This window comes from Shimia sp., assembly GCF_039969785.1.
Taxonomy (GTDB): Bacteria; Pseudomonadota; Alphaproteobacteria; order Rhodobacterales; family Rhodobacteraceae; genus Shimia.
The window spans coordinates 90,024-110,716 of sequence record NZ_JBDVNC010000044.1; the positions used below are offsets into that span (position 1 = coordinate 90,024).

27 protein-coding genes are annotated in these 20,693 nt (G+C 57.1%); 13 read left to right on the forward strand and 14 right to left on the reverse strand.

The window, feature by feature from the left end; translation table 11 throughout:
• Positions 1-9: 9 nt before the first annotated feature.
• Positions 10-540: a cytochrome c family protein gene (locus tag ABJI08_RS19570; protein WP_348403539.1), complete on the forward strand. Its 531-nt coding sequence runs from the start codon at positions 10-12 to the stop codon at positions 538-540.
• 78 nt (positions 541-618) lie between these two features.
• On the opposite strand, the gene ABJI08_RS19575 is transcribed toward ABJI08_RS19570, so the two are convergent.
• On the reverse strand, positions 619-1,095 hold the full coding sequence (locus tag ABJI08_RS19575) for a protein phosphatase (protein ID WP_348403540.1): 477 nt from the start codon (positions 1,093-1,095) through the stop codon (positions 619-621).
• Between the two features lie 158 nt (positions 1,096-1,253).
• Between ABJI08_RS19575 and ABJI08_RS19580 the strand changes: the two genes are divergently transcribed.
• The 4 genes from ABJI08_RS19580 to recR all read left to right on the forward strand — a co-directional run bounded on the left by ABJI08_RS19580 (position 1,254) and on the right by recR (position 4,967).
• Complete coding sequence (locus ABJI08_RS19580) at positions 1,254-3,014, forward strand: DNA polymerase III subunit gamma/tau (RefSeq protein ID WP_348403541.1); 1,761 nt, start codon at positions 1,254-1,256, stop codon at positions 3,012-3,014.
• A gap of 2 nt (positions 3,015-3,016) precedes the next feature.
• A complete protein-coding gene (locus ABJI08_RS19585) occupies positions 3,017-3,862 on the forward strand; it encodes a PhzF family phenazine biosynthesis protein (protein WP_348403542.1) in 846 nt (281 codons plus the stop codon).
• A gap of 71 nt (positions 3,863-3,933) precedes the next feature.
• Complete coding sequence (locus ABJI08_RS19590; RefSeq protein WP_348403543.1) at positions 3,934-4,278, forward strand: YbaB/EbfC family nucleoid-associated protein; 345 nt, start codon at positions 3,934-3,936, stop codon at positions 4,276-4,278.
• A gap of 98 nt (positions 4,279-4,376) precedes the next feature.
• A complete protein-coding gene (recR, locus tag ABJI08_RS19595) occupies positions 4,377-4,967 on the forward strand; it encodes a recombination mediator RecR (RefSeq protein WP_348403544.1) in 591 nt (196 codons plus the stop codon).
• Positions 4,968-5,130: 163 nt separating this feature from the next.
• Here the strand turns inward: recR and ABJI08_RS19600 are convergent, their stop codons facing one another.
• A complete protein-coding gene (locus tag ABJI08_RS19600; protein WP_348403545.1) occupies positions 5,131-5,886 on the reverse strand; it encodes a DUF1013 domain-containing protein in 756 nt (251 codons plus the stop codon).
• A 133-nt stretch (positions 5,887-6,019) separates the two neighbouring features.
• Between ABJI08_RS19600 and ABJI08_RS19605 the strand changes: the two genes are divergently transcribed.
• Entirely contained in the window at positions 6,020-6,658 is a 639-nt protein-coding gene (locus ABJI08_RS19605; protein ID WP_348403546.1) for a ribonuclease T2, read from the forward strand.
• Here ABJI08_RS19605 and ABJI08_RS19610 read toward each other — a convergent pair.
• Positions 6,655-7,032 carry a hypothetical protein gene (locus tag ABJI08_RS19610; protein ID WP_348403547.1) on the reverse strand — a complete coding sequence of 126 codons (378 nt, stop codon included), beginning with the start codon at positions 7,030-7,032 and terminating at the stop codon, positions 6,655-6,657. The genes ABJI08_RS19605 and ABJI08_RS19610 overlap by 4 nt on opposite strands.
• Before the next feature lie 168 nt (positions 7,033-7,200).
• Here ABJI08_RS19610 and ABJI08_RS19615 point away from each other — a divergent pair, with 168 nt between their 5' ends.
• Positions 7,201-8,457, forward strand: a complete 1,257-nt coding sequence (locus ABJI08_RS19615; RefSeq protein ID WP_348403548.1) for a toxin-antitoxin system YwqK family antitoxin — start codon at positions 7,201-7,203, stop codon at positions 8,455-8,457.
• Between the two features lie 67 nt (positions 8,458-8,524).
• Here ABJI08_RS19615 and ABJI08_RS19620 read toward each other — a convergent pair whose 3' ends face one another.
• The 6 genes from ABJI08_RS19620 to ABJI08_RS19645 all read right to left on the reverse strand — a co-directional run bounded on the left by ABJI08_RS19620 (position 8,525) and on the right by ABJI08_RS19645 (position 12,182).
• Positions 8,525-9,082 (reverse strand): F0F1 ATP synthase subunit B, encoded by a 558-nt coding sequence (locus ABJI08_RS19620; RefSeq protein ID WP_348403549.1) that lies wholly within the window; start codon positions 9,080-9,082, stop codon positions 8,525-8,527.
• 4 nt (positions 9,083-9,086) lie between these two features.
• A complete protein-coding gene (locus ABJI08_RS19625) occupies positions 9,087-9,629 on the reverse strand; it encodes a F0F1 ATP synthase subunit B' (protein ID WP_348403550.1) in 543 nt (180 codons plus the stop codon).
• 85 nt (positions 9,630-9,714) lie between these two features.
• Positions 9,715-9,939, reverse strand: coding sequence for a F0F1 ATP synthase subunit C (locus ABJI08_RS19630; protein WP_022572950.1), 225 nt, complete (start codon positions 9,937-9,939; stop codon positions 9,715-9,717).
• 52 nt (positions 9,940-9,991) lie between these two features.
• Positions 9,992-10,750: a F0F1 ATP synthase subunit A gene (locus tag ABJI08_RS19635; protein WP_348403551.1), complete on the reverse strand. Its 759-nt coding sequence runs from the start codon at positions 10,748-10,750 to the stop codon at positions 9,992-9,994.
• A gap of 2 nt (positions 10,751-10,752) precedes the next feature.
• Positions 10,753-11,082, reverse strand: coding sequence for an AtpZ/AtpI family protein (locus ABJI08_RS19640; RefSeq protein ID WP_348403552.1), 330 nt, complete (start codon positions 11,080-11,082; stop codon positions 10,753-10,755).
• Between the two features lie 203 nt (positions 11,083-11,285).
• Complete coding sequence (locus tag ABJI08_RS19645) at positions 11,286-12,182, reverse strand: LysR substrate-binding domain-containing protein (protein ID WP_348403553.1); 897 nt, start codon at positions 12,180-12,182, stop codon at positions 11,286-11,288.
• A 106-nt stretch (positions 12,183-12,288) separates the two neighbouring features.
• On the opposite strand from ABJI08_RS19645, the gene ABJI08_RS19650 reads away from it, so the two are divergent.
• From ABJI08_RS19650 to ABJI08_RS19660, 3 genes are all read left to right on the forward strand, one after another.
• Positions 12,289-12,531: a hypothetical protein gene (locus tag ABJI08_RS19650; RefSeq protein WP_348403554.1), complete on the forward strand. Its 243-nt coding sequence runs from the start codon at positions 12,289-12,291 to the stop codon at positions 12,529-12,531.
• 39 nt (positions 12,532-12,570) lie between these two features.
• On the forward strand, positions 12,571-12,894 hold the full coding sequence (locus ABJI08_RS19655) for a metalloregulator ArsR/SmtB family transcription factor (protein ID WP_348403555.1): 324 nt from the start codon (positions 12,571-12,573) through the stop codon (positions 12,892-12,894).
• Positions 12,895-13,119: 225 nt separating this feature from the next.
• Positions 13,120-14,364, forward strand: coding sequence for an APC family permease (locus ABJI08_RS19660; RefSeq protein WP_348403556.1), 1,245 nt, complete (start codon positions 13,120-13,122; stop codon positions 14,362-14,364).
• Positions 14,365-14,441: 77 nt separating this feature from the next.
• Here the strand turns inward: ABJI08_RS19660 and ABJI08_RS19665 are convergent, their stop codons facing one another.
• Together ABJI08_RS19665 and ABJI08_RS19670 are read right to left on the reverse strand one after the other, a co-directional pair.
• Positions 14,442-15,323, reverse strand: coding sequence for a DMT family transporter (locus tag ABJI08_RS19665; RefSeq protein ID WP_348403611.1), 882 nt, complete (start codon positions 15,321-15,323; stop codon positions 14,442-14,444).
• A complete protein-coding gene (locus tag ABJI08_RS19670; RefSeq protein WP_348403557.1) occupies positions 15,320-16,201 on the reverse strand; it encodes a LysR family transcriptional regulator in 882 nt (293 codons plus the stop codon). Before ABJI08_RS19670 ends, ABJI08_RS19665 begins: the two co-directional genes overlap by 4 nt.
• Positions 16,202-16,325: 124 nt before the next feature.
• Here ABJI08_RS19670 and ABJI08_RS19675 point away from each other — a divergent pair, with 124 nt between their 5' ends.
• Both ABJI08_RS19675 and ABJI08_RS19680 read left to right on the forward strand, forming a co-directional pair.
• Positions 16,326-16,865, forward strand: a complete 540-nt coding sequence (locus ABJI08_RS19675; RefSeq protein ID WP_348403558.1) for an NAD(P)H-dependent oxidoreductase — start codon at positions 16,326-16,328, stop codon at positions 16,863-16,865.
• A 17-nt stretch (positions 16,866-16,882) separates the two neighbouring features.
• Positions 16,883-17,230: a DoxX family protein gene (locus ABJI08_RS19680; protein WP_348403559.1), complete on the forward strand. Its 348-nt coding sequence runs from the start codon at positions 16,883-16,885 to the stop codon at positions 17,228-17,230.
• A gap of 12 nt (positions 17,231-17,242) precedes the next feature.
• Here the strand turns inward: ABJI08_RS19680 and ABJI08_RS19685 are convergent, their stop codons facing one another.
• A complete protein-coding gene (locus ABJI08_RS19685; RefSeq protein ID WP_348403560.1) occupies positions 17,243-18,004 on the reverse strand; it encodes a phytanoyl-CoA dioxygenase family protein in 762 nt (253 codons plus the stop codon).
• Between the two features lie 65 nt (positions 18,005-18,069).
• A complete protein-coding gene (locus tag ABJI08_RS19690) occupies positions 18,070-18,606 on the reverse strand; it encodes a prolyl-tRNA synthetase associated domain-containing protein (protein ID WP_348403561.1) in 537 nt (178 codons plus the stop codon).
• A gap of 165 nt (positions 18,607-18,771) precedes the next feature.
• Here ABJI08_RS19690 and ABJI08_RS19695 point away from each other — a divergent pair, with 165 nt between their 5' ends.
• Positions 18,772-20,046 carry an NADH:flavin oxidoreductase/NADH oxidase family protein gene (locus ABJI08_RS19695; protein WP_348403562.1) on the forward strand — a complete coding sequence of 425 codons (1,275 nt, stop codon included), beginning with the start codon at positions 18,772-18,774 and terminating at the stop codon, positions 20,044-20,046.
• 20 nt (positions 20,047-20,066) lie between these two features.
• Here ABJI08_RS19695 and ABJI08_RS19700 read toward each other — a convergent pair whose 3' ends face one another.
• Entirely contained in the window at positions 20,067-20,525 is a 459-nt protein-coding gene (locus ABJI08_RS19700) for a hypothetical protein (protein ID WP_348403563.1), read from the reverse strand.
• Positions 20,526-20,693 lie beyond the last annotated feature (168 nt).

The following is a 20,693-nucleotide window of genomic DNA, read 5'->3' on the forward strand; positions in this document are numbered from 1 at the left end:
AAACGTAGCATGTTCGACACGATGACAATGACGAAAGTCCTGGGTGCCTTCTGTGGCGCTCTGCTGATTTACCTGCTCGGCGCATGGGCCGCCGAAGAAATTTACCACACGGGTCCCAGCGGCCATGGCGATGGCCATGATCAGCAGGCCTATGTGATCGAAGTAGAAGGCGGCGACGATCATGGCGACGCCGAAGCCGAAGAAGGCCCCAGCCTCGACGAGCTGATCGCCGAAGCAGACCTTGGCAAAGGCGCGAAAGTGTTCAGCAAGTGCAAAGCCTGCCACAAGCTGGAAGACGGTGCCAATGCAACAGGTCCACATCTTTATGGTGTTGTCGATCGTCCGGTCGGTTCGGTTGCCGGGTTTGGCTATTCGGGCAAACTGGTAGCTGTGGCTGACACCTGGTCACCTGAAAACCTCGACCATTTCCTGGCCAACCCAAAAGGTTTCGCACCAGGTACCAAAATGTCGTTCTCGGGTCTGAAAAAGCCTGCTGATCGTGCTAACCTGATCGCGTATCTGGACAGCCTGGATAACTAAGTCTCAGGACTTTATCGAATTTGAGGCCGCTGCACCCGCAGCGGCCTTATTCGTTTCCGGCACCCCGAATTGCAGGCATTAACCGGCAAACGCCCATGTTTTCTGTGCATCGGTCTCAACGGCACAGGGACGCGCCGCACGCAATCGCGCCAACGCTGCCTCAGGTGCCTCGCCCATCTCGATCATCAAACGCAGCACCGCCATTCCCGACCGGCCGCACCCGCCCCGGCAATGCACCAACGCCCGGCCACCGGTTGCCAAAGCCGCCCGAACACCCTTGGAGACCTCAGGCCAACGCGCCAGAACGGCATCACCCGGGACACCAAAATCCTTTATCGGCAAGGCTTCCAAGCCGATCCCATTCCGCGCCAGATCGCCCGCGAACTCTTCTGCACCCAGTTCCACCAGTTCTTGCGGCTCGGTCATGCTCAGCACCAAAACCGGGGCCCATCCCGTAACAATCCCAAGATCACCGGCATAGTCGCCTTGCCGCCCCGGGGCCGGACAAATGCCCAAAACACCACCCCCGGCCTTGATCTCAGCAATCACCATCATCGCCCGCCTCCCTCTCAGCCCTCAATCGGCATCTTCCTGCGCCCATCACGTTTCGCTGTCCCGTCAGATTGTCCGCTTTGAACCGCATCTGCGGTAGACCTCACTGCCAGCGGCCCTTAGGCTTTGGCTGATCTGACGAATCCCGACAAAGGCCCATTATGAGCGATACTCCGGACAACGCCTATCAGGTTCTTGCGCGCAAATACCGCCCCGAAACCTTTGCCGACCTCATCGGTCAGGACGCCATGGTGCGCACATTGCGCAACGCGTTCAAAGCAGACCGGATCGCGCAAGCCTTTATCATGACCGGCATCCGCGGCACCGGCAAAACCACAACCGCGCGCATCATTGCCAAAGGCATGAACTGTATCGGCCCGGATGGCGGCTCTGGCCCCACTACAGACCCTTGCGGTCAGTGCGAACATTGCGTGGCCATCATGGAAGGCCGCCATGTCGACGTCATGGAAATGGATGCGGCGTCACGCACCGGGGTGAATGACATCCGCGAGATCATTGATTCGGTGCATTATCGCGCCGCATCAGCCCGCTACAAAATCTACATTATCGATGAGGTGCACATGCTCTCCAACAGCGCGTTCAACGCGCTGCTGAAAACGCTGGAAGAGCCCCCCGCCCACGTCAAATTCATCTTTGCGACCACCGAGATTCGCAAAGTTCCGGTCACGGTCCTCTCACGATGTCAGCGTTTTGACCTGCGCCGCATTGAACCCGAAGTCATGATCACCATGTTGCGGCGCATCGCCACGGCCGAAGGCGCCGATATTGCCGATGATGCGCTGGCCCTGATCACCCGCGCCGCCGAAGGCTCGGCCCGCGATGCGCAATCCCTGCTGGATCAGGCAATCTCGCACGGCGCCGGTGAAACCACCGCCGATCAGGTCCGCGCCATGCTCGGTCTGGCCGACCGGGGCCGCGTGCTTGACCTGTTCGATATGATCCTGCGCGGCGATGCAGGCGGCGCACTCAATGAAATGTCATCGCAATATGCCGATGGCGCCGATCCGCTGGCTGTGCTGCGCGATCTGGCCGAGATCACCCATTGGGTCAGCGTCGTAAAGATCACCCCGGAAGCGGCCGAAGATCCAACCGTGTCGCCGGATGAACGCGCCCGAGGCCAATCCATGGCCGAAAAATTGCCCATGCGCGTACTGACCCGCATGTGGCAGATGCTGCTCAAAGCGCTGGACGAAGTTGCAGGCGCACCAAATGCTATGATGGCCGCCGAAATGGCGATCATCCGCCTCACCCATGTGGCCGACCTGCCCTCGCCCGAGGAACTGGTGCGCAAATTGCAAAACACGCCGCAACCGCCCGCACCCACGCCCGGCGGTGGTACGCCCTCTGGCGGTGGCGGCGGCGGTTCACCTATGGCGCTCGCATCTTCGCCGCGCCCCTCAACAGCCCCGGGTGGATCATCATCCGGCACTGTGACCGCATTGGCAGTTGCCAACGAACAGGCACTGGCCCGCTATGCCACCTTTGATCATGTTGTCGAACTGATCCGCAAAAAGCGCGACGTGAAACTGCTGGTCGAAGTTGAAACCTGTCTGCGTCTGGGCAGCTATCAACCCGGCCGCATCGAATTTGTCCCAACCCCAAACGCGCCCCCTGATCTGGCACAACGGCTGGGCCAACGCCTGCAAGGCTGGACCGGCAACCGCTGGGCCGTCACGCTGGTCAACGAAGGCGGCGGCGACACCATCGCAGAAATACGCGACGCTGCGGAAAACGCCCTGCGTTCGGATGCAATGGACCACCCGATGGTTCAGGCGGTTCTTATGGCTTTCCCCAAAGCCAAAATCACCGAGATCAAAACACAACAGGACATCGCCGCCGAAGCACAGGCCGAAGCCCTGCCCGAGGTCGAAGGCGAATGGGATCCCTTCGAAGAGGATTAGACATGGTGCAACGCCGGTTCATACAGACAGACGTGTTCTCCGCAACACCCACACTTGGCAATGGTCTGGCCGTTGTGGTCGACGCCGAAGGCATGAGCGACACCGACATGCAGCGTTTTGCCGCCTGGACCAACCTGGCCGAAACCACATTTCTGTTGCGCCCGACGGATGAAAACGCCGACTACCGCGTGCGCATTTTTACCCCGGCACGCGAAATGCCCTTTGCCGGACATCCCACATTAGGCAGCTGCATGGCCTGGCTGCACGCGGGTCACAGCCCCCAAACCCCCGGACTGGTGCGTCAGGAATGTGCCATCGGCCTTGTCGACATCGACCTGACCGGTTCCGTACCCGCTTTTGTCTCGCCACCCACCGACGTCGCCGCGATGCCCGAGACCGAACAGACCCGCCTTCTGGACGCGCTCGACATTGACCCGACCCGTGTAAAATCTGCCGTCACGCTCGACAATGGCCCCAAATGGCAATTGTTCGAACTCGCCAGCGCCGCCAACGTGCTTGCTGCCGATGCCGCTCGGGTGCACTGGCCTGACCATGCCGGACTGGCGCTGTTTGGCGCGCATCCCGCCGGATCAGAATGTGACTTCGAGGCCCGCAATATCGCCCCGTCCAGCGGTATGTCCGAAGACCCGATCACCGGCTCTCTGAATGCCGCCATTGCCTGCTGGCTCTTGTCAGAAAACCGTCTGCAAGGGTCTGCTATCGCGGCCCAGGGCACAGCCATCGGGCGCACCGGACGGGTCGAATATCGCTGCGATCCGGCCCGCCCCGGTCAGGTATTGATCGGCGGCGCCGTCAATATTCTGATCGAAGGCACGCTTGATTTGTGATCCCCACCTTGTACGCAAGACCCGCGCACCGTATTTAAACGTCAGACACTCAGACACCGCTGGAGAAGACAATGCTCAAAGGTTTAGGCAATCTTGGCGACATGGCCAAAATGATGAAACAGGCCCAGGATATGCAATCCAAGATGACCGAAATGCAGGATGAACTGCACAGCATCATGGTTGTCGGTGAAAGCGGCGCCGGGCTGGTCAAAGCCACCGCCTCAGCCAAAGGCGAGCTCAAAGCGCTGGATATTGATCCCTCGATCTTCAACGGCGACGACAAAGAAGTGGTCGAAGACCTGATTCTGGCCGCCATCAAAGACGCGCAAAACAAAGCCAGCGAACGGTCTCAGGAAGAGCTTGGTAAGATCACCGAAAGCCTCGGCTTACCAGCAGATATCAAACTGCCATTCTGATCTTGCGCCCCTGCCCCTTCATTTTGCTATAAATACTCAAATTCCAGGGGTCAGACCGGACACGGTCACATAAGCAAAAAACCAGCCGGGGCAACGACATGAGCAGTTCCGAAATCGACAATCTGATCGACCTGATGGCGCGGCTGCCCGGGCTTGGCCCGCGCTCGGCCCGGCGTGCCGTGCTGCACCTGATCCGCAAACGCGCCTTGCTGTTGACCCCGCTTGCGGACGCCATGCAACAGGTCGCCGTCACCGCACGCGAATGCCTGAACTGCGGCAATGTCGGCACCACCGATATTTGTGACATCTGTTCAGCAGAGAAACGCACCACAGGCGAACTGTGCGTGGTTGAAGACGTCTCTGATCTTTGGGCCATGGAACGCGCGGATGTCTTCAAGGGACGGTATCACGTTCTGGGCGGCACCTTGTCGGCATTGGAAGGCGTTGGCCCCGAAGACCTCTCAATCCCGCGCCTGATTGATCGTGTGGCAAGCGAAGGCATCACCGAAGTGATTCTCGCGCTGAACGCCACTGTCGATGGCCAGACCACCGCGCATTACATCGCCGACCAGTTAGAAGATCACGTGCGCCTAACCTCTCTGGCGCAGGGCGTCCCGGTGGGGGGCGAACTGGATTACCTCGATGAAGGCACCATCAGCGCGGCCCTCACGGCCCGAAAACAACTCTGACCCGGCCAGCGAACGCTCCCGCCCCTTTTAACTGCATCAAAGATGCAGCCCAAAAGTGTTGGGCCCGGCCGCGCCAAAGGCGCGGCACGCGACCCGGACAGCACAACAAAAAAAGACCGCCCCCACATGGGACGGTCTTTTCAATCTCTCGACAAGACCAGCCTCAGCGGGGCTGTTCTTCCTCGTCTTCATCACCCGGCAGGTTAAAGAAGCTTTCGGCGTCCGAGTAGTCTTCTTTGGACCGCTTATCCTCGTCGTCGTCATCATCGCTCAAGCTGAACGTTTCCAGGCCTTCGATGGCTGTCGGAATCTTAGGCTCTGCGTCCATTTCCAGCGATTGCTCTGTCGACACCAGCTTGCGGCGCTCGTCATCGCTCATCACTTCACCCTCGGCGGCTTTCTTCGCAGCGGCTTTCTGCACAACCGCATCCAGCTCGGATTGTTTGCACAGTCCCAGCGCCACCGGATCAATCGGCTGAATGTTGGAAATATTCCAGTGCGTGCGCTCGCGAATTGCCTGAATGGTCGGCTTGGTGGTGCCCACCAGCTTGCCAATCTGACCATCGCTCAGCTCGGGATGGAACTTGACCAGCCACAGGATTGATGCAGGCCGGTCCTGACGCTTGGACAGCGGCGTATAGCGTGGTCCACGGCGTTTTTCTTCGCCCTGAGCAGCCGCGTTGAATTTCAGCTTCATCTTATAAAGCGGATTGTTTTCCGCCGTGTCCAATTCACCCTGAACCAACTGGTTGTTGGCAACCGGGTCAAACCCTTTGACGCCCGCCGCGACATCGCCATCCGCAATGCCCTGAATTTCCAGCTCGTGCATACCAACAAAATCCGCGATCTGCTTAAAGCTGATCGTGGTGTTGTCCACCAGCCATACGGCGGTTGCTTTGGGGTGCAGCAATTTCGTCATTTGCACTTCTCCTTAACACAAATCTTCCCCGTTGCCTGACTTTGCAGGCGGCACCTTTTGGCGAGGTGCGGGTTTCCGTTGTCGGGGAACTTCGGGCCTATATAGTAGCATCCAACGCATAAGGAAAGAGTGAATGCGCGCGCTAAAAATCCTGCTTCTCACCGCCTTGATGTCGGCTCCGGCGCATGCCGAAGGCGACCGGGCCGGTGAATTTGACTATTACGTTCTGGCGCTCAGCTGGTCCGCCAACTGGTGCGCCATTGAAGGGGACGCGAAAAACTCACCGCAATGCGACCCACGCCACGATCACGGATGGGTGCTGCACGGGCTGTGGCCACAGTTCCACAGGGGCTGGCCCTCGCACTGCCCAACCACATATCGCAACCCGTCCCGCTCACAGACCAATGCAATGGCCGACATCATGGGCACCTCCGGGCTCGCCTGGTATCAGTGGAAAAAACATGGACGCTGCTCCGGCCTGTCATCGCAAGACTACTTTGCCACCGCCCGGCGCGCCTATGACGCGATCACCCGCCCGACGGTGTTTCGCAGCCTCGAAAAACCCGTACGCCTGCCTGCATCCGTGGTCGAACAGGCGTTTCTCAAAGAAAACCCGCGCCTTGAGCCGGATATGCTCACCATCACCTGCCGCGGCGGTTACATTCAGGAAGCCCGTGTGTGTTTGTCCAAGGACCTTGACCCGGTCCCGTGTGGGCGCGACGTGATCCGGGATTGCTCTCTCAAAGACGCGCTGTTTGAACCTGTGCGCTAAACGTCGTTGATGCGCAAAGCACCGGACCGCGCCTCGGCGCATTTTTGCGAGGAAAACTCCGCGCTGTGCTCAAGCCAGTTGATCGCCTTAACCACCTCGCCGCGCTGGCGCAGGTAAAACGGTGTGAACCCGGTCAGCCCGCCCTGTTGGTCGACAAAGCTCATTTGCCCGCAATACACCCGGTCGCCATTGCTCAGATCAGCGACATAAACATTCTGGAATTTGGCCGCGCCGGGATCTCCGGTTTGTTCCGCCAGCGTGTTTTTGATCCGGAACACCTCTTGCGGGGCGACCTCTGCTGACTTGGTTGAAACAGTGGTTGTGCTGCTGCCACATCCGATCAGGGCAAGCGCACCTGCCAAAGTAATAAACATCCGCATGTCTTTGGACCTCGCGTAGAATTCTCGTTTTCTCCGCTAAACCACGAAAATCTGGCGACAACAGGGCAGTAAACAAGCCGTTTCGCGCAATTTTCGGCGACATTGGGAATTTTGGCATCCTGTTGTAGGCTTGGAACCGCAGTCATCAAAGGGGATTGGGTCATGTCGACTTCGCTTATCAGAATTTGCGTTTTCTTTGTTTTTGCCTTGCCGGGCGCGACCAGCGCCGACATCTGGAACGCGCAATATGACGATCAGGGCAAAATGCATGGAACGGCCGAAAGATGGAGCGATGACGAAAAGCGCCTCTTTGAAATCACCGAATTTCACAAAGGCGTCCGACATGGATTGTCCGCGGTCTATCATCCCAACCAAAAGGTGGCGGTTGAATCGACATACAAAGATGGTCAGCTGCATGGCCCACACAGCACGTTCTATGAAGGTGATGGCAATATCCTGAAGGAAAAAGGTCAGTACAAGAACGGCAAAGCAGACGGGCTATGGATTCAATACTTTCCGAATGCCCAAAAACAAGCCGAGATCAACTATGTCCGCGGGCAACTCGATGGCGAGATGACCGAGTATTATACGACGACAGAAGCCGGCAAGACTCCGGTCAAGAGAAAGCTCACCTTTCGCAAAGGCTTGAAACACGGCTCCGCTCTGACTGCCTATGACAACGCGGAAAACAGCACCGATGAAACGGGCGAATACAAGTCGGACCAACGGTTCGGTCCATGGGAGAAATGGTACCCAAATGGCAATCTGGCCAGCGAAATCGATTATTACGCAGACCAGAAACACGGCGCCGCGATACAGTATTACCCAAGCGGCCTGCCCGAATATGAAACGACGTTTGAATATAATGAATTTACCGGCGAATTTACCGGCTATCACGAAGCCGAACCCCTGCAGCCCTCAATTCATGGCAAACACATTGCGGGCAAACGCCAGGGAATGTGGACCAGCTGGGCCGCAGACGGCACAAAAACAACCGAGGTCAATTACCGATTGGGCACCTATGATGGCGTTTCGATCACCTATTATGCCGTCGATGGCAGCATCGACACCGTAACGTCTTTCAAAAATGGTGTGCCTGACGGAGATCACGTTCGTTACCACTTTCCCGGCCCGCTGACGCCTGTGGATGAACTGGTTGAAAATGGCCCGCGCAAAAGCAAGGTGGAAAGCGGTCAACATTCCAAAGGGCAACGCGTTGGCTCGTGGTATTATTACTACCCAAGCGGCACCCTAAGGCTGGAAAGCGCGTATGACGATCTCGGCCGTATGACCGGCGTTTGGTATTACTACGACGAGCTCGAAGAAATGACCCGGGTTGAAACCTATGAGGGGGGAGCCGTCAAGGAGGTGGTAGAAGACTGCCTCGCAGACCCCGAAGCCTGCGAAAGCTGGAAATAAACTCGCTTCAAAACGAAAAAACCCGGCTCATTCGGCCGGGTTTGTTCAGTCTTTTTGTATGCCTTGCTTAATGCAGCTTGGCATCCACGTCAGCAATACCAGCTTCGATCAGCTTGTTGGCATCGGCCGCAGTCATCTGCTTGGCAATCACGTCACGTGCGGCGCCAATGGCAACCACAATGGCCTGATCCCGAACTTCTTTGACTGCGCTCGCCTGAGCAGACGCAATCTGATCCTCAGCGGCCGCCAGACGGCGTGTGATCGATGCGGCAAGGTCTTGCTTAGCCTGCTCTGCAGCGGCCGAAGCCTCTGTCTTGGCATGCTCAACAATCCGGTCTGCCTGTTCCTGCACTTCTTTTTGCTTGCGCTCATAAGACGCCAGAACAGTCTGGGCCTCTTCGCGCAGCGAACGTGCTTCGTCCAGATCCGACTGAATTCCCTCGGCACGCTTGTCCAGCATACCACCCAGCATTCCGGGCACTTTGAAGTAAAACAGAACAGCAACGAACAGCAGGAATGCCAGCGTCACGATAAAGTTGGTGTTGTGCAGCGAAAAGAACGGACCGCTTGCGGCAAATGCCGGGCTTGCGGTGATCAGGGCAGCTATAATCGTCAGTTTACGCATCCGCTTACCCTTTCATCCGAACATCGACGGCGGCTGTCACATCCGCTTCTTCCGCCGCGCTGCCCAGGGCAGACACAACTTCAACAGCGGTGGCGTTGGCCACTTCTTTGATACTTTCCAGCGCGCCAGCCCGGATTTCGGCAATTGCCTTTTCCGATTCAGCCGCCTTGGCGGAAATCTCAGCGTCAGCTTTTTCGGTCGCAATATCCAGATCAGCCTGAATATCGGCCTTGGCCTTGGCAACGATGGCCTGCGCTTCTGCGCGGGCATCTGCAAGAGCCTTGTTATAAGCTTCTTCCGCTTCAACTGCCTTTGCCTTCAGCTCTTCAGCTGCGGCAATGTCATTCGTAATTGTCCCCTGTCGCTCGGCCAGAACCGCAGCGATGCGCGGTAGCGCGATGCGCGACAGGACGAAGTAGATCACGCCAAGCGTAATCAAAAGCCAGAAAATCTGGTTGCCCCAGTTCGAAAAGTCGAGCTGCGGCATGCCCGGTGCAGAGGCTGCCTCAGCAGCGTGGCCTGCGGCTTCGTGCGTTTCGGTCGCCATGTCGTCCTCCTGGGAACTTCCGTTAGATCACGGGCGGGGCGTTATATAACGCCCACACCCGCACGTAAGGATAATTCCAGTTGGCTTAGACAGCGAACATCAGCAGAAGAGCAACCAGGAACGAGAAGATGCCCAGTGCTTCTGCAAATGCGATACCGATAAACAGAGTGGCAGTTTGCGAAGCAGCTGCCGAAGGGTTGCGCAGAGCGCCTGCAAGGTAGTTGCCTGCAACGTTACCAACACCAATTGCGGCTGCGCCGGAACCGATTGCTGCGAGACCTGCGCCGATGTGTGCGAGTTGACCTTCCATGAGTGTATCTCCTTACGTTGGAAGTTAAATAGACTGTGTGAGAGTTCAGACCTTAGTGCGAAGGATGCAGCGCATCTTTCAGATAAACACAGGTCAGAATGGTAAAGACATAGGCCTGGATAAAGGCCACGAGGACCTCAAGACCATACATTGCGGTGATTGCAACAACCGACAGCGGGCTGACCACTGCGATCGCGGCAAAGCCTGCGAAAACTTTCAGAACGGCGTGACCCGCCATGATGTTACCGGCAAGACGAATGCTGTGGCTGACGGGGCGCACGAAATAGCTGATCACTTCGATCAGTGCCAAAATCGGGCGCAATGCCAAAGGCGCGCTTGAGACCCAGAACAGACCCAGAAACGCAGCGCCATTCTTGACAAAACCCACGATGGTCACTGTCAGGAACACGGCCAGCGCCAAAACCACGGTCACGGCAAAATGCGATGTTGTGGCAAAGCTCATCGGCAACAGACCAAGGAAGTTGGCCATCACAATGAACATGAACAGCGTCATGATATAAGGGAAGAACTTGACCGCATCTTTGCCGGCCACATCTTCAACCATCTTGTATACAAACCCGTATGCAAGCTCACCAACCGACTGGCCGCGGCTTGGTACGATGGCACGACGACGTGTGCCCAGCACCATCAGCGCGATAACGGCAACAACCGTAAGAGCCATCCACAAAGTGACGTTTGTGGGGGTGTACCAATGGATCGCATCGCCGCCAAAAAGAGGCTTAACAATGAACTGATCCATCGGGTGGAATACCAGGCCGCCTGACTCTGCTGCGTGTTCTTCGCTTGCCACGTTCAATCCCTCTCGTCGTTCTCGGCCGCTTCGGCCATATGTTCTTCCTGGATCTCTTTGGCGCTGCGCAGCATCGTCTTGATACCGGCCGCGAGACCCAACATTGTAAACAGCACCATGAAAATCGGGAGTGTTCCCAACAACAGGTCAAGCCCGTATCCGATGCCAAAGCCAATCCCAAGACCGGCCACTAATTCTATCACCATGCGCCATGCCAGATTGGCCGCCGAATAGTGCTCGTCAACGCGGGGCTTGGGTGCCTGAGCCTTTCGGGCCGCCTCGATCCGCTCCTCTAGACGCTGCATGCTGTCTTTTTGGTTTGGGTCGGTCACGCGCAAATTACCCCTTGCTGACGTTGACGCATTGCTACGGCGCAGCAGGCTTTGAGTCAACCGCTCAAGCGCTGCATTTAGACCCTGATTAACTTATTGTTTTATAATATAAATTCAACCAATTAACTCGACAGGTCGAGTCTGTCGCAGGGCATAATCGCCCCGATATGGGCGAAAAGGGATATTCAACCATCTGGTTGATTTTACTCAGCCGCCACAGGTGACCGGAACGGCAGGGCTTCATCCAATAACCAGGCCCGAAACTGTTTCACAGCAGAACGCCGGGTGCCCCGACTTCCATAAACCAGAAAGAACGCCCCGTCCCGGATGCCAATATCAAAGCACCTGACCAGCCTGCCCCGCTCACAATCCATCGAAACGCATTCAGACGATCCGATATATACCCCAAGCCCGTTCAGCCCGGCCTCATAGGCCAACGGGGACTTCAATCGCCACCCACCATCCGTCAGGCCCTCAGCGCTGACCCCGGCGGCGGCAAACCACTGTATCCAGATGTTGTTGGACCGGTCCCGGTATCTTGGCAAATGCAACATGTCTTCAGGTTTCCGAATTTTCTCCGCCATCAATTCGGGCGTGGCATGCGGGTACAAAGGCGCCGACGATAACAAATCACACGGTCCGTCCAACGCACCGGTATGCGCAAACCGAATGGCAATATCCGCCTCGTAGCGTTCAACATCCGCCAGACGGGCCGACGCATCCAATCGCACCTCAACCTCTGGGTATGCCGCCTGAAACTTTGCAAGACGTGGCAAAATGAACCGTTCCGCAAAAAGCGGCTCGCTGTTCACCGTAACCCGCCCGCGCGGAGATGCGGCCAAATCGTCAGTCGCCTCGGAAATCATATCCAACGCCGGCAACACCCGCTCCAGATAACCGCGCCCTTCCATCGTCAGTTCCACACCGCGCGGAAGATCACGAAACAATTTGACCCCCAGCCGCGCTTCCAATCCGCGCACATGACGGCTGATCGCAGAATGGCTGACCCGCAGCTCATCTGCTGCTCGGCTGAAACTCTCATGCCGTCCCGCCGCATCAAAAGCTCGCAAAGCATTCAAAGGTGGAAGATTTCGAGACATGCCCAATACGTGCCTTTTTTGCACACATCATGTCAAGCAATGCTGTTTGATCACCACACTCCCACTGCGTTAAAAATAACGAAACAACTAATAGATCGGATAAATCATGACCATTTCATATGGTATCGCGCTTGGGCGCGCTCAGAACACTTGTGCAAAAATCTGGGGCATCCTGTCGATCCCGGCCCGCCTCCCGTTCCACAAACTCCGAGGCGCCCTGACAGACAAACGTCAGTTCTATCCACGGCTTTCAGACCGTCAGGCACGCGATATCGGCCTTGATGGGGCTGATCTGGAATGGCGCCGCCTACGCCTGCCATCGCAAAACACCCATCACCCATACGGATGAAGCCCTTTTCCTGCGCCCCCCACTTGGCTAAGACAAGGCATGGCACATTCCCTTGATCAGGTTTTTGCAGCTTTGGCCGACCCGACCCGCCGGGAAATCCTGAATATGCTGCTCGAAGACGACATGGCCGTCACCGACGTCGCCGAGCCGTTCGAGATGTCGCTGGCCGCGATTTCCAAACATCTCGGCGTTCTGACGGCGGCAGGCCTGATCAGTCAGGAAAAACGCGGCCGCGTGAAATGGTGCAAACTGGAACCCGACGCCATGCGCGACGCTTCGGTCTGGATGCAGGGCTTTGGTCAGTTCGAACCGGTGAACCTCGAGGCTTTTGAGCGGTTCTTACAGACCGAACTCAAAGACTAGATCGCGGCCTTCGGATAACCGGTTCGGAAAACAAATCGGCGCCTGGTCTTTCAACTGCAAACACCTGCTATGCCAATTCCGCATGCTGAGGCAAAGAACCTGACACAGGTCGAGCTTGCGTCAGGTCAGTCTTTGATGGTGGATCTTTATAGATCTCATTATACTTAATGACTTGAGCACTACTTTATGTCCTGAACAGAATCGCCGCTCCGAAATGGCAGGTCCATGGATAGAAGGTCAATTTCGATGACACAGGGCAATACAACGCCAGCAACGTCCCTTCGCCGATCACTGAACCTCCCGCTTCTTACTCTCTACGGGCTGGGGGTCACCGTTGGGGCTGGGATATACGTTCTGATTGGTGTCACGGCGGCGCAGGCAGGGCCTTACGCATGGGCCGCATTTCTGCAGGCGGCCATTGTTGTCGGGTTTACAGCCTTTTCCTATGCTGAGCTGGCAACGCGCTACCCGGTCAGTGCCGGAGAATCCGCCTATGTCGATGCCGGGTTTGGTCGCGCTGACATCGCGACAGTCGTGGGTCTCCTTGTCGCTGTTTCAGGATTGGTTTCGGCCTCAGCGATCACCGTTGGTGCTTCTGGGTATTTGGGTAATCTCACCGGTGCGCACCCCTCGACCCTGATCTTCGGAATCGTTGTGGTAATTGCTTTGCTGGCATGGTGGGGGATAACTCAATCCGTCATGGTCGCGGGCATCATCACAATGATCGAAATCCTCGGCCTGATTGTTGTGATCGTTTGGGGTGTGGCTCTGTCTGAACGGTTGGGCGTCTCTGCGACAGATATGGTGCCACCCTTGCTGGGCGGACACTGGGTCGGAATTGTCAGCGCGACAGTGCTCGCCTTTTTCGCCTTTATCGGGTTTGAAGACATGGTCAATGTCGCAGAAGAAGTTGAGGACCCCCGCAGAACGCTTCCAAAAGCCATCATTTACACGCTTGTCATTGCGACGATCCTCTATCTCGCCACCTGTGTCGCAGTGCTAATGTCCGTCCCGATGGAAGCACTGAAAGGCTCGTCCGCGCCATTGACACTCGTATTTGCCGGCGCGCCTGAGACAGTACAGTTCGGGTTTGCATCGATTGCTGTCGTCGCCACAGTAAATGGGGTGTTGATCCAGATGATCATGGTGTCGCGGGTCTTATATGGCATGGCGGACCGTGGTCGCCTGCCTGCCTATTTCGCGCGTCTTTCGGCCCGCACTCAAACCCCGTATGTCTCCACGGTTTTTGTCGCACTTTGTATTCTCGGACTAAGCCTATTTTTGCCGATCGAACGGCTTGCCGGATGGACATCGCAGATCGTTCTGTGCGTCTTCTTATGTGTGAATTTGGCACTGGTAGCAATCAAACGCAGAGCTGAACCCGCGAATGATCATTTTTCCGTACCGCTTTTGGTCCCGGTGTGCGGAATGTTCACAAGCGGCGCATTGTTGGCGGCATCACTCCTCTGACGTCAGCCATTGTTGGTTACAGCGCTTTGCATTTTATGTCAGTTTGTTCGCTCTCGGGGATTTCACCGTGATGCAGATCAATGTTCGTCCCGCAGCAGCAACAGCAACGCGATGACCGTCAGCACAACTCCGATCAAAATCAAAAGGTTAGGTGCACCATGGCCCAACGCGATCTCCCAGATAGTGACCCAGCTGGGCACCAGGTAGGTGTAGGCCATCACCTTGGCCGATGGCAGATTCAGCGACGCATATTGCAACAATACAAAGGTGGCCGCAGTCGAAAACACAGTCAGATAGCCCAGCGTGATCCAGACGATAGACGGCAATCCCGCCCAGTCCGTCGTCACAATGTCATTCCATCCCCAGATCGCAAGCAAGATACAACCGGCGGCCAAAGAGCCAAAAGAAAACGCAACCGACGCTTCGCCGCGGTTCAGTTTGCGCACCATGGGCGTATAGGCAGCATGCAGGACACAGCCGCAGAAATAGTACATCTCCCCCTGTCCGACCCTAAATTGCAAAAACGCGTGCCAGTCTGCCCGGAAAATTACCCACAACGCGCCAGTGGCACCAATGCCCAGCGCAATCGCCATGCGTCGCGTGGTGATCTGACGCAACAAGGTCCAGCCAAACCCGGCCGAGATCAACGGCGTTAATGTAAATACTGCCGCCGTGCTGACCGGGGCGGCGGTCTTTAACCCTTCAAACATCAACACAAAATAGGCGGCAAACAAGCCTCCCAAAATAAAATACCGCCACGGCGCGCGCCACATATCGCGGGGCAACCCGCCCGTCGCCATCGCCACCAGCCCGATCACACCTGTCGCCAATAAAAACCGGATTGCCGTCAACGCGTTCGGCGAAATTTCATTGGCCGCCAAAGAGCCTAACGAAAATGACCCGGCCACCAGCGCCGAAAACGTAAGCATGGCCAGATGGCCGCGGGAAACCGGGTTCATATACCGTGCCATTCTTTGGCGCGGGTCTTGAGATGTTTCAGAAACGCCTGCACCTTCGCGGTACGGTGCAAGTCGACATGTGTCACCAATCGCATACGCGACGACCACGCGTCTTGTGGCGCCATAACCATCTGCAAATCCGGCATCTCCTGCGTGTAAAACAAAGACACAAACCCCAGCCCGACACCGCCGCGAATGGCCGAGATTGCCGCGCGGTCTGAATTGGTACGAAACACCACATTTTCGCGCGGCACCCGTTCCCCCAGCCATTGATAAAACGGGGCACGGCTGTTTTCATTGTCGTGACCCACAAACCGATGATGGATCAAATCCTCTTCGGTTTCCGGCATGCCATGTTCCGCGATATAGGCGGCACTGGCAAACAGGCCGACTTTCAAATCCGCCAGTTCCTGTTCGACATTGTCGGGCATCTCGGATTGGACCCCGGCGCGAATGGCCACATGGGCCTCACCATATTCCAGCCGAAACACGCGGTCATCAGTCAGAAATCGCACCATGAGGTCGGGATGCGCCACCTGAAACTCTGCCAGAACCGGGGTGATCAAGTTGGCAAACCCGCCCAGCGACGTCACCACCAGTTCGCCCGACACTTCGGTACCACGCCCCTTGATGCGCCCCTCAAGCTGTCCGAACTGATCATCCGTGGCTTGTGCCACCCGCATCAGATCCTGTCCGGCCTCGGTCGCGGTATAGCCGCGCGCATGGCGCTGAAAAAGCTTTACGCCCATGCGGGTTTCCAACGAGTCGACATGGCGAATGACCGTCGCGTGATGCACGCCCAACACGTCCGCCGCGCCGCTGACTGTTCCCATACGCGCAACCTGAAAGGCCGTGCGCACTTCATCCCAGTTATCCATGACCACCCTCTGTTCAATCCAATGTGCAAATTCCAACACTCAATGCGCAATTATCTCCATTGTGTGTGAATTTGCAATCACCCAAATATTCAGCAGACACTTAATCAAATATCAGGACCCCACAATGACCACAGTATTGCACATCGATGCCTCCGCCCGTTTCACAGATTCCGCATCCCGTCAGGCGTCTGCCAAAATTGTCGCCGACCAGAACGCCGACACAGTGATCCGCCGCGATCTGGCCAATGGCCTGCCGTTTCTTGACGAGACGTTCACCGTTGCCACATTCACTCCCGCGGAAAACCGCACCCGCGAACAGGCCAGTGCCCTGGCCCTGTCCGACGCGTTGGTTGCCGAGATCGAAGCCGCCGACACCATCGTCATCGGCGCAGCCATGTACAATTTTTCGCTGCCCGCCGTGCTCAAAGCATGGATCGACCAGATCGCCCGCGCGGGCGTGACCTTTGCCTATACAGAAAACGGCCCCAAAGGCCTTTTGACAGGCAAAAAGGCGATCATCACCATTGCGTCGGGCGGCACCAAGCTTGAATCCGACTTTGATTTTGCCTCCAACTACCTGCGCTTTGTGTTGGGGTTTGTTGGCATCACCGACGTCACCATTCAGGACAAAGACGGCAACGCCGTTGCGCCTCTGGCGGCTTGAACCCACAGGAAACGACCATGAAAAAATACGCTTTGATCACCGCCAAGGTCCTGCTGACGCTGGCCTTTGTCACCGCCGGTTTCTTTAAACTGACCGGTCACGACATGATGGTCGCCACCTTTGACGGTGTCGGAATTGGCCAGTGGTTCCGCTATGTCACTGGCCTGATCGAAATCGGCGGGGCCGTGTTGATCTGGGTGCCGGGTCTTCAGTTCATTGGCGCGGGCCTTCTGGCCTGCACCATGGCCGGGGCCGTTGTGACACATCTGGTGTTGATCGGCGGCTCTGCACTGCCAGCCTTCGTGCTTGGAGTGCTTGCACTCTACACGCTGGTCTCACACCGCGACCAGTCACCCATCGGATAGGCTGCCCGGTCCTCAGACCTTATACCCATACTCCCCGTCAGGATCGCGTTCGATATCTGGCGGGAAGTTTGCGTATTTATCCGCATAATACCGCGCCCGCTGATCCCCGTCTGACACGCGGCCATAGGTCAGATACATCGCCCGACGCGCCGCCGCGCTGTGGTTTGGCCCGGACCGATGCGGTGCAAAACTGTCAAAGAACAACGCATCTCCGGGCTGAGCAAAACAGGGCTCCCACGCGGCGCCAACCAGATTTTCATCCTGCAGCGGCGCCCACATCTCGCCCAGCAATCCCTTGTCGTGATATCCCGGCACAATCTCCAGCGCACCGTTTTCCCGGGTCTGCGCATCCACAGCCACCAATACCGAAATGTGCAGATCGCCATATTGATCCCAGCCCGCCTGCATATCCTGATGCGCCTCAAACCCGCCCGCGCCGGGTTTTTTAAAGTTGATCTTGTCCTTGAACAGCACCGCAGTCTCGCCAAACAACTGACCACAGGCCCCCAACAACCGGTCATCCGCGACAAACCCGGAAAACCCGTCATGATGCGGCACGAAATTCTCGATCCGGTTCAGCAACCGCTGCCCATCTGCTTCGGCGGTCTCAAAGTATTTCCAAACATCGCCCGCTTTCTCTTCGCGCGCTTCCAGCTCTTCGATCCATCCGGTCACGCCCTGCGCTTCGGACCCGGAAAACAATCCAGGCACGTATAAATAACCCTGATCGCGAAACCTGCGGATCTGCTCTTCACTCAATGCGTTCTGCGTCACTCAAACTCTCCCCTTGCCACCCAACTAAACCGCCCACGTCAAAATCTGACAAGCCGGCAGGTGCCTCATTCGGTCTCAATCCACTCAAGTGCGACGCCAAGCCGCTCAAACAGCGCCAGCACATCGACCCGCGTCATCGCAATTGTGCGGTCATTCACCAGCGGGTGCATGTAAATCCGGTCTGCCGCGCGAAACGCTTCATCCATGAAAAACCGAACACCCGTCTGCACGCCGTTGATCATCGCCAAAGGCGTCACCGCGCCCGGGCGTACGCCCAGATGTTCCAACAACCGATCCGCCGAACCAAAGCTCAGATTGCCAATCCCCAGCTTGGCGCCCAGCGCCTTCAGATCAATCGCCCGGTCCTGTTCCAGCGTCACCAGATAGTTGCGCTTTTTCTTGTCGCGTAAATACAGGTTCTTGATCCGAAATGCCGCTTCGCCCGGCACCATCATGGCCGCCTCTACCGATTTGGCATCCTCAACCGTGCGCAATGGCGCATGTTCGTACAATTCATAGGCCAGCCCCCACTCTGTCAGCCGCGCCAAAAGCGCATCCGAGCTGACCGGCAAACTGTCCTGAGCCGCAGATGGCGCATCCATGGCAACCCCCCTTACTTCCCTGCCAATCTACTGCCCGTTTCGCGCCCACGCTGCAAGTCCTCAGCCCTCAGCCCCGGTAAGCAGCCCCAGAAAACGGTGCCCGCCCAGGCAATTGCCTGATAGCGTGCCCAAAACCGGCACACCATTCGCGGCAAAGGGCATTTCATGACACCGTCACCCATCGCAACTCCTCTGACCCTGCCCAATGGCACCGTCCTGAAAAACCGTCTCGGCAAAAGCGCCATGACCGAAGCCATGGCTGACAAACGCGACGCCCCTACAGACAAGCACCTGAACCTTTACCGGCGCTGGTCACAGGGTGGGCTTGCCCTGCAGGTCACCGGCAATGTCATGGTGGATCGGCGCTATCTCGAACGCCCGGGCAATGTGGTCGCCGAAGACGAAAGCGCCCTGCCTCGGCTGAGCGAATGGGCCAAAGCCGCAAAATCCAATGACACACAGGCTTGGGTTCAGATCAGCCATCCGGGCCGCCAGTGCCCGATAGTTGTGAATGCCCGCCCCTTGTCGCCGTCAACCGAAAAACTGCGCCTGCTGGGCCTGTTTGCCAAGCCGCGCCAGATGACGACGGATGACATTGCCGACGCCATCCGCCGCTATGCCCAAACCGCCCGCATCGTGCGCAAGGCTGGATTTGACGGTGTGCAAATTCACGGCGCTCACGGCTATCTGGTCAGCCAGTTCCTGTCCCCGATCACCAACCGTCGCTCCGACGATTGGGGCGGCTCGCTGGAAAACCGGGCGCGGTTCCTGCGCGCCATCGTTGCCGCAACCCGCGCCGCCGTTGGTCCCGACTGCCCAATAGGTGTCAAACTCAACTCTGCGGATTTCCAAAAAGGCGGCTTTACGCTGGAAGAATGTAAACAGGTCGCCCGCTGGCTTCAGGATGACAGCGTCGATCTGCTGGAGATCTCAGGCGGCACCTACGAAGAAATGAGCTTTGCCCAGGCCACCAGCGATCAACCGCAACGCGACAGCACCAAAGCGCGCGAGGCGTTTTTTCTGGAATATGCCCGTGAAATCCGCGCCGTGGTTGACATCCCGCTTATGGTCACAGGCGGATTTCGCAGCCGCGCCGCGATGGAGCAGGCCATTACACAAGATGGCATCGACATGATTGGTCTCGCCCGCCCGCTGTGCGTGCATCCCGACGGCGCCTTTGATCTGATATCTGGTAAGGCCGATCAGATCGGCATTTCCGAAGACAACCTGACACTTGGGTCGGGATCATGGGGCATCAACGCGCAACATTGGTTGATCAACCTCGTCAACACGGTGGCACGGGTCGAATATTACGTCTGGCAGATGGACCTTATGGCCGCCGCTCAGGAACCGTCCGAACGCACTGACAAAAACGCGTTTGGCCTGATGCTGGGCTATCTTGGCAAAAGTACATGGCGTGCTTTGCGCCGAAAAATCTAGCCGTGTGATGTCTGAACGTGTCAGTCAGAACTGTGCAAATCACCATAGTAATGACCGCCCGCATAATGCCCGATCCACAGATACCGGTTTGCATGGCTTAGCTGTGTCAGAATCTGCGGCATGCACCGATAGTCCAGAAAAAGCTGTATCCGCTTGGCCGCCGCGGAATAGCGGGGCATGGCAATATCCGCCGCGTCCACGAACCGAATATAGGCGGATGTCACTTCTGAGCTGGGCGAAGGACGTCCTGTCACAGAAATATAGGGCTGAGAGTTTGTGACCGGATTTGCCGCGCTCGAAATCCAGTTGGACGTGTACATAGCATAGCTTTCGACCAGCAAAATCTGCTTACGCCCTTCCGGAAGATCCGCCAGATTAGGCTTGTCCGATCGGTCAACTGCGGCGCGCATATCTCTGGCCGCATTTTCCAGCCCGATCAAAAGGGTTTCTTCCTCTTTCGGCGTCATCGATTTGTCCATTCTAAATACCTCTCTTGCAAATTCATTCGCGCGCCCCCTGTTTAAAATGTTAGCACGACATCCGCGTCGGGCAAGCATCCTTCGCCTTGGCTTGACTCTGCCTCCCAAACATTTTATTCGCGCCTGACATTCCGGGAGTCCGTCAAGCTTCCGGTCCCATGGCTATAT

Coding starts and splice junctions, on each gene's coding strand:
- ABJI08_RS19570 (WP_348403539.1), top strand. CDS start 10: ATGTTCGACACGATGACAATGACGAAAGTCCTGGGTGCCTTCTGTGGC.
- ABJI08_RS19575 (WP_348403540.1), bottom strand. CDS start 1,095: ATGATGGTGATTGCTGAGATCAAGGCCGGGGGTGGTGTTTTGGGCATT.
- ABJI08_RS19580 (WP_348403541.1), top strand. CDS start 1,254: ATGAGCGATACTCCGGACAACGCCTATCAGGTTCTTGCGCGCAAATAC.
- ABJI08_RS19585 (WP_348403542.1), top strand. CDS start 3,017: ATGGTGCAACGCCGGTTCATACAGACAGACGTGTTCTCCGCAACACCC.
- ABJI08_RS19590 (WP_348403543.1), top strand. CDS start 3,934: ATGCTCAAAGGTTTAGGCAATCTTGGCGACATGGCCAAAATGATGAAA.
- recR (WP_348403544.1), top strand. CDS start 4,377: ATGAGCAGTTCCGAAATCGACAATCTGATCGACCTGATGGCGCGGCTG.
- ABJI08_RS19600 (WP_348403545.1), bottom strand. CDS start 5,886: ATGACGAAATTGCTGCACCCCAAAGCAACCGCCGTATGGCTGGTGGAC.
- ABJI08_RS19605 (WP_348403546.1), top strand. CDS start 6,020: ATGCGCGCGCTAAAAATCCTGCTTCTCACCGCCTTGATGTCGGCTCCG.
- ABJI08_RS19610 (WP_348403547.1), bottom strand. CDS start 7,032: ATGTTTATTACTTTGGCAGGTGCGCTTGCCCTGATCGGATGTGGCAGC.
- ABJI08_RS19615 (WP_348403548.1), top strand. CDS start 7,201: ATGTCGACTTCGCTTATCAGAATTTGCGTTTTCTTTGTTTTTGCCTTG.
- ABJI08_RS19620 (WP_348403549.1), bottom strand. CDS start 9,082: ATGCGTAAACTGACGATTATAGCTGCCCTGATCACCGCAAGCCCGGCA.
- ABJI08_RS19625 (WP_348403550.1), bottom strand. CDS start 9,629: ATGGCGACCGAAACGCACGAAGCCGCAGGCCACGCTGCTGAGGCAGCC.
- ABJI08_RS19630 (WP_022572950.1), bottom strand. CDS start 9,939: ATGGAAGGTCAACTCGCACACATCGGCGCAGGTCTCGCAGCAATCGGT.
- ABJI08_RS19645 (WP_348403553.1), bottom strand. CDS start 12,182: ATGTCTCGAAATCTTCCACCTTTGAATGCTTTGCGAGCTTTTGATGCG.
- ABJI08_RS19650 (WP_348403554.1), top strand. CDS start 12,289: ATGACCATTTCATATGGTATCGCGCTTGGGCGCGCTCAGAACACTTGT.
- ABJI08_RS19655 (WP_348403555.1), top strand. CDS start 12,571: ATGGCACATTCCCTTGATCAGGTTTTTGCAGCTTTGGCCGACCCGACC.
- ABJI08_RS19660 (WP_348403556.1), top strand. CDS start 13,120: ATGGATAGAAGGTCAATTTCGATGACACAGGGCAATACAACGCCAGCA.
- ABJI08_RS19665 (WP_348403611.1), bottom strand. CDS start 15,323: ATGAACCCGGTTTCCCGCGGCCATCTGGCCATGCTTACGTTTTCGGCG.
- ABJI08_RS19670 (WP_348403557.1), bottom strand. CDS start 16,201: ATGGATAACTGGGATGAAGTGCGCACGGCCTTTCAGGTTGCGCGTATG.
- ABJI08_RS19675 (WP_348403558.1), top strand. CDS start 16,326: ATGACCACAGTATTGCACATCGATGCCTCCGCCCGTTTCACAGATTCC.
- ABJI08_RS19680 (WP_348403559.1), top strand. CDS start 16,883: ATGAAAAAATACGCTTTGATCACCGCCAAGGTCCTGCTGACGCTGGCC.
- ABJI08_RS19690 (WP_348403561.1), bottom strand. CDS start 18,606: ATGGATGCGCCATCTGCGGCTCAGGACAGTTTGCCGGTCAGCTCGGAT.
- ABJI08_RS19695 (WP_348403562.1), top strand. CDS start 18,772: ATGACACCGTCACCCATCGCAACTCCTCTGACCCTGCCCAATGGCACC.
- ABJI08_RS19700 (WP_348403563.1), bottom strand. CDS start 20,525: ATGGACAAATCGATGACGCCGAAAGAGGAAGAAACCCTTTTGATCGGG.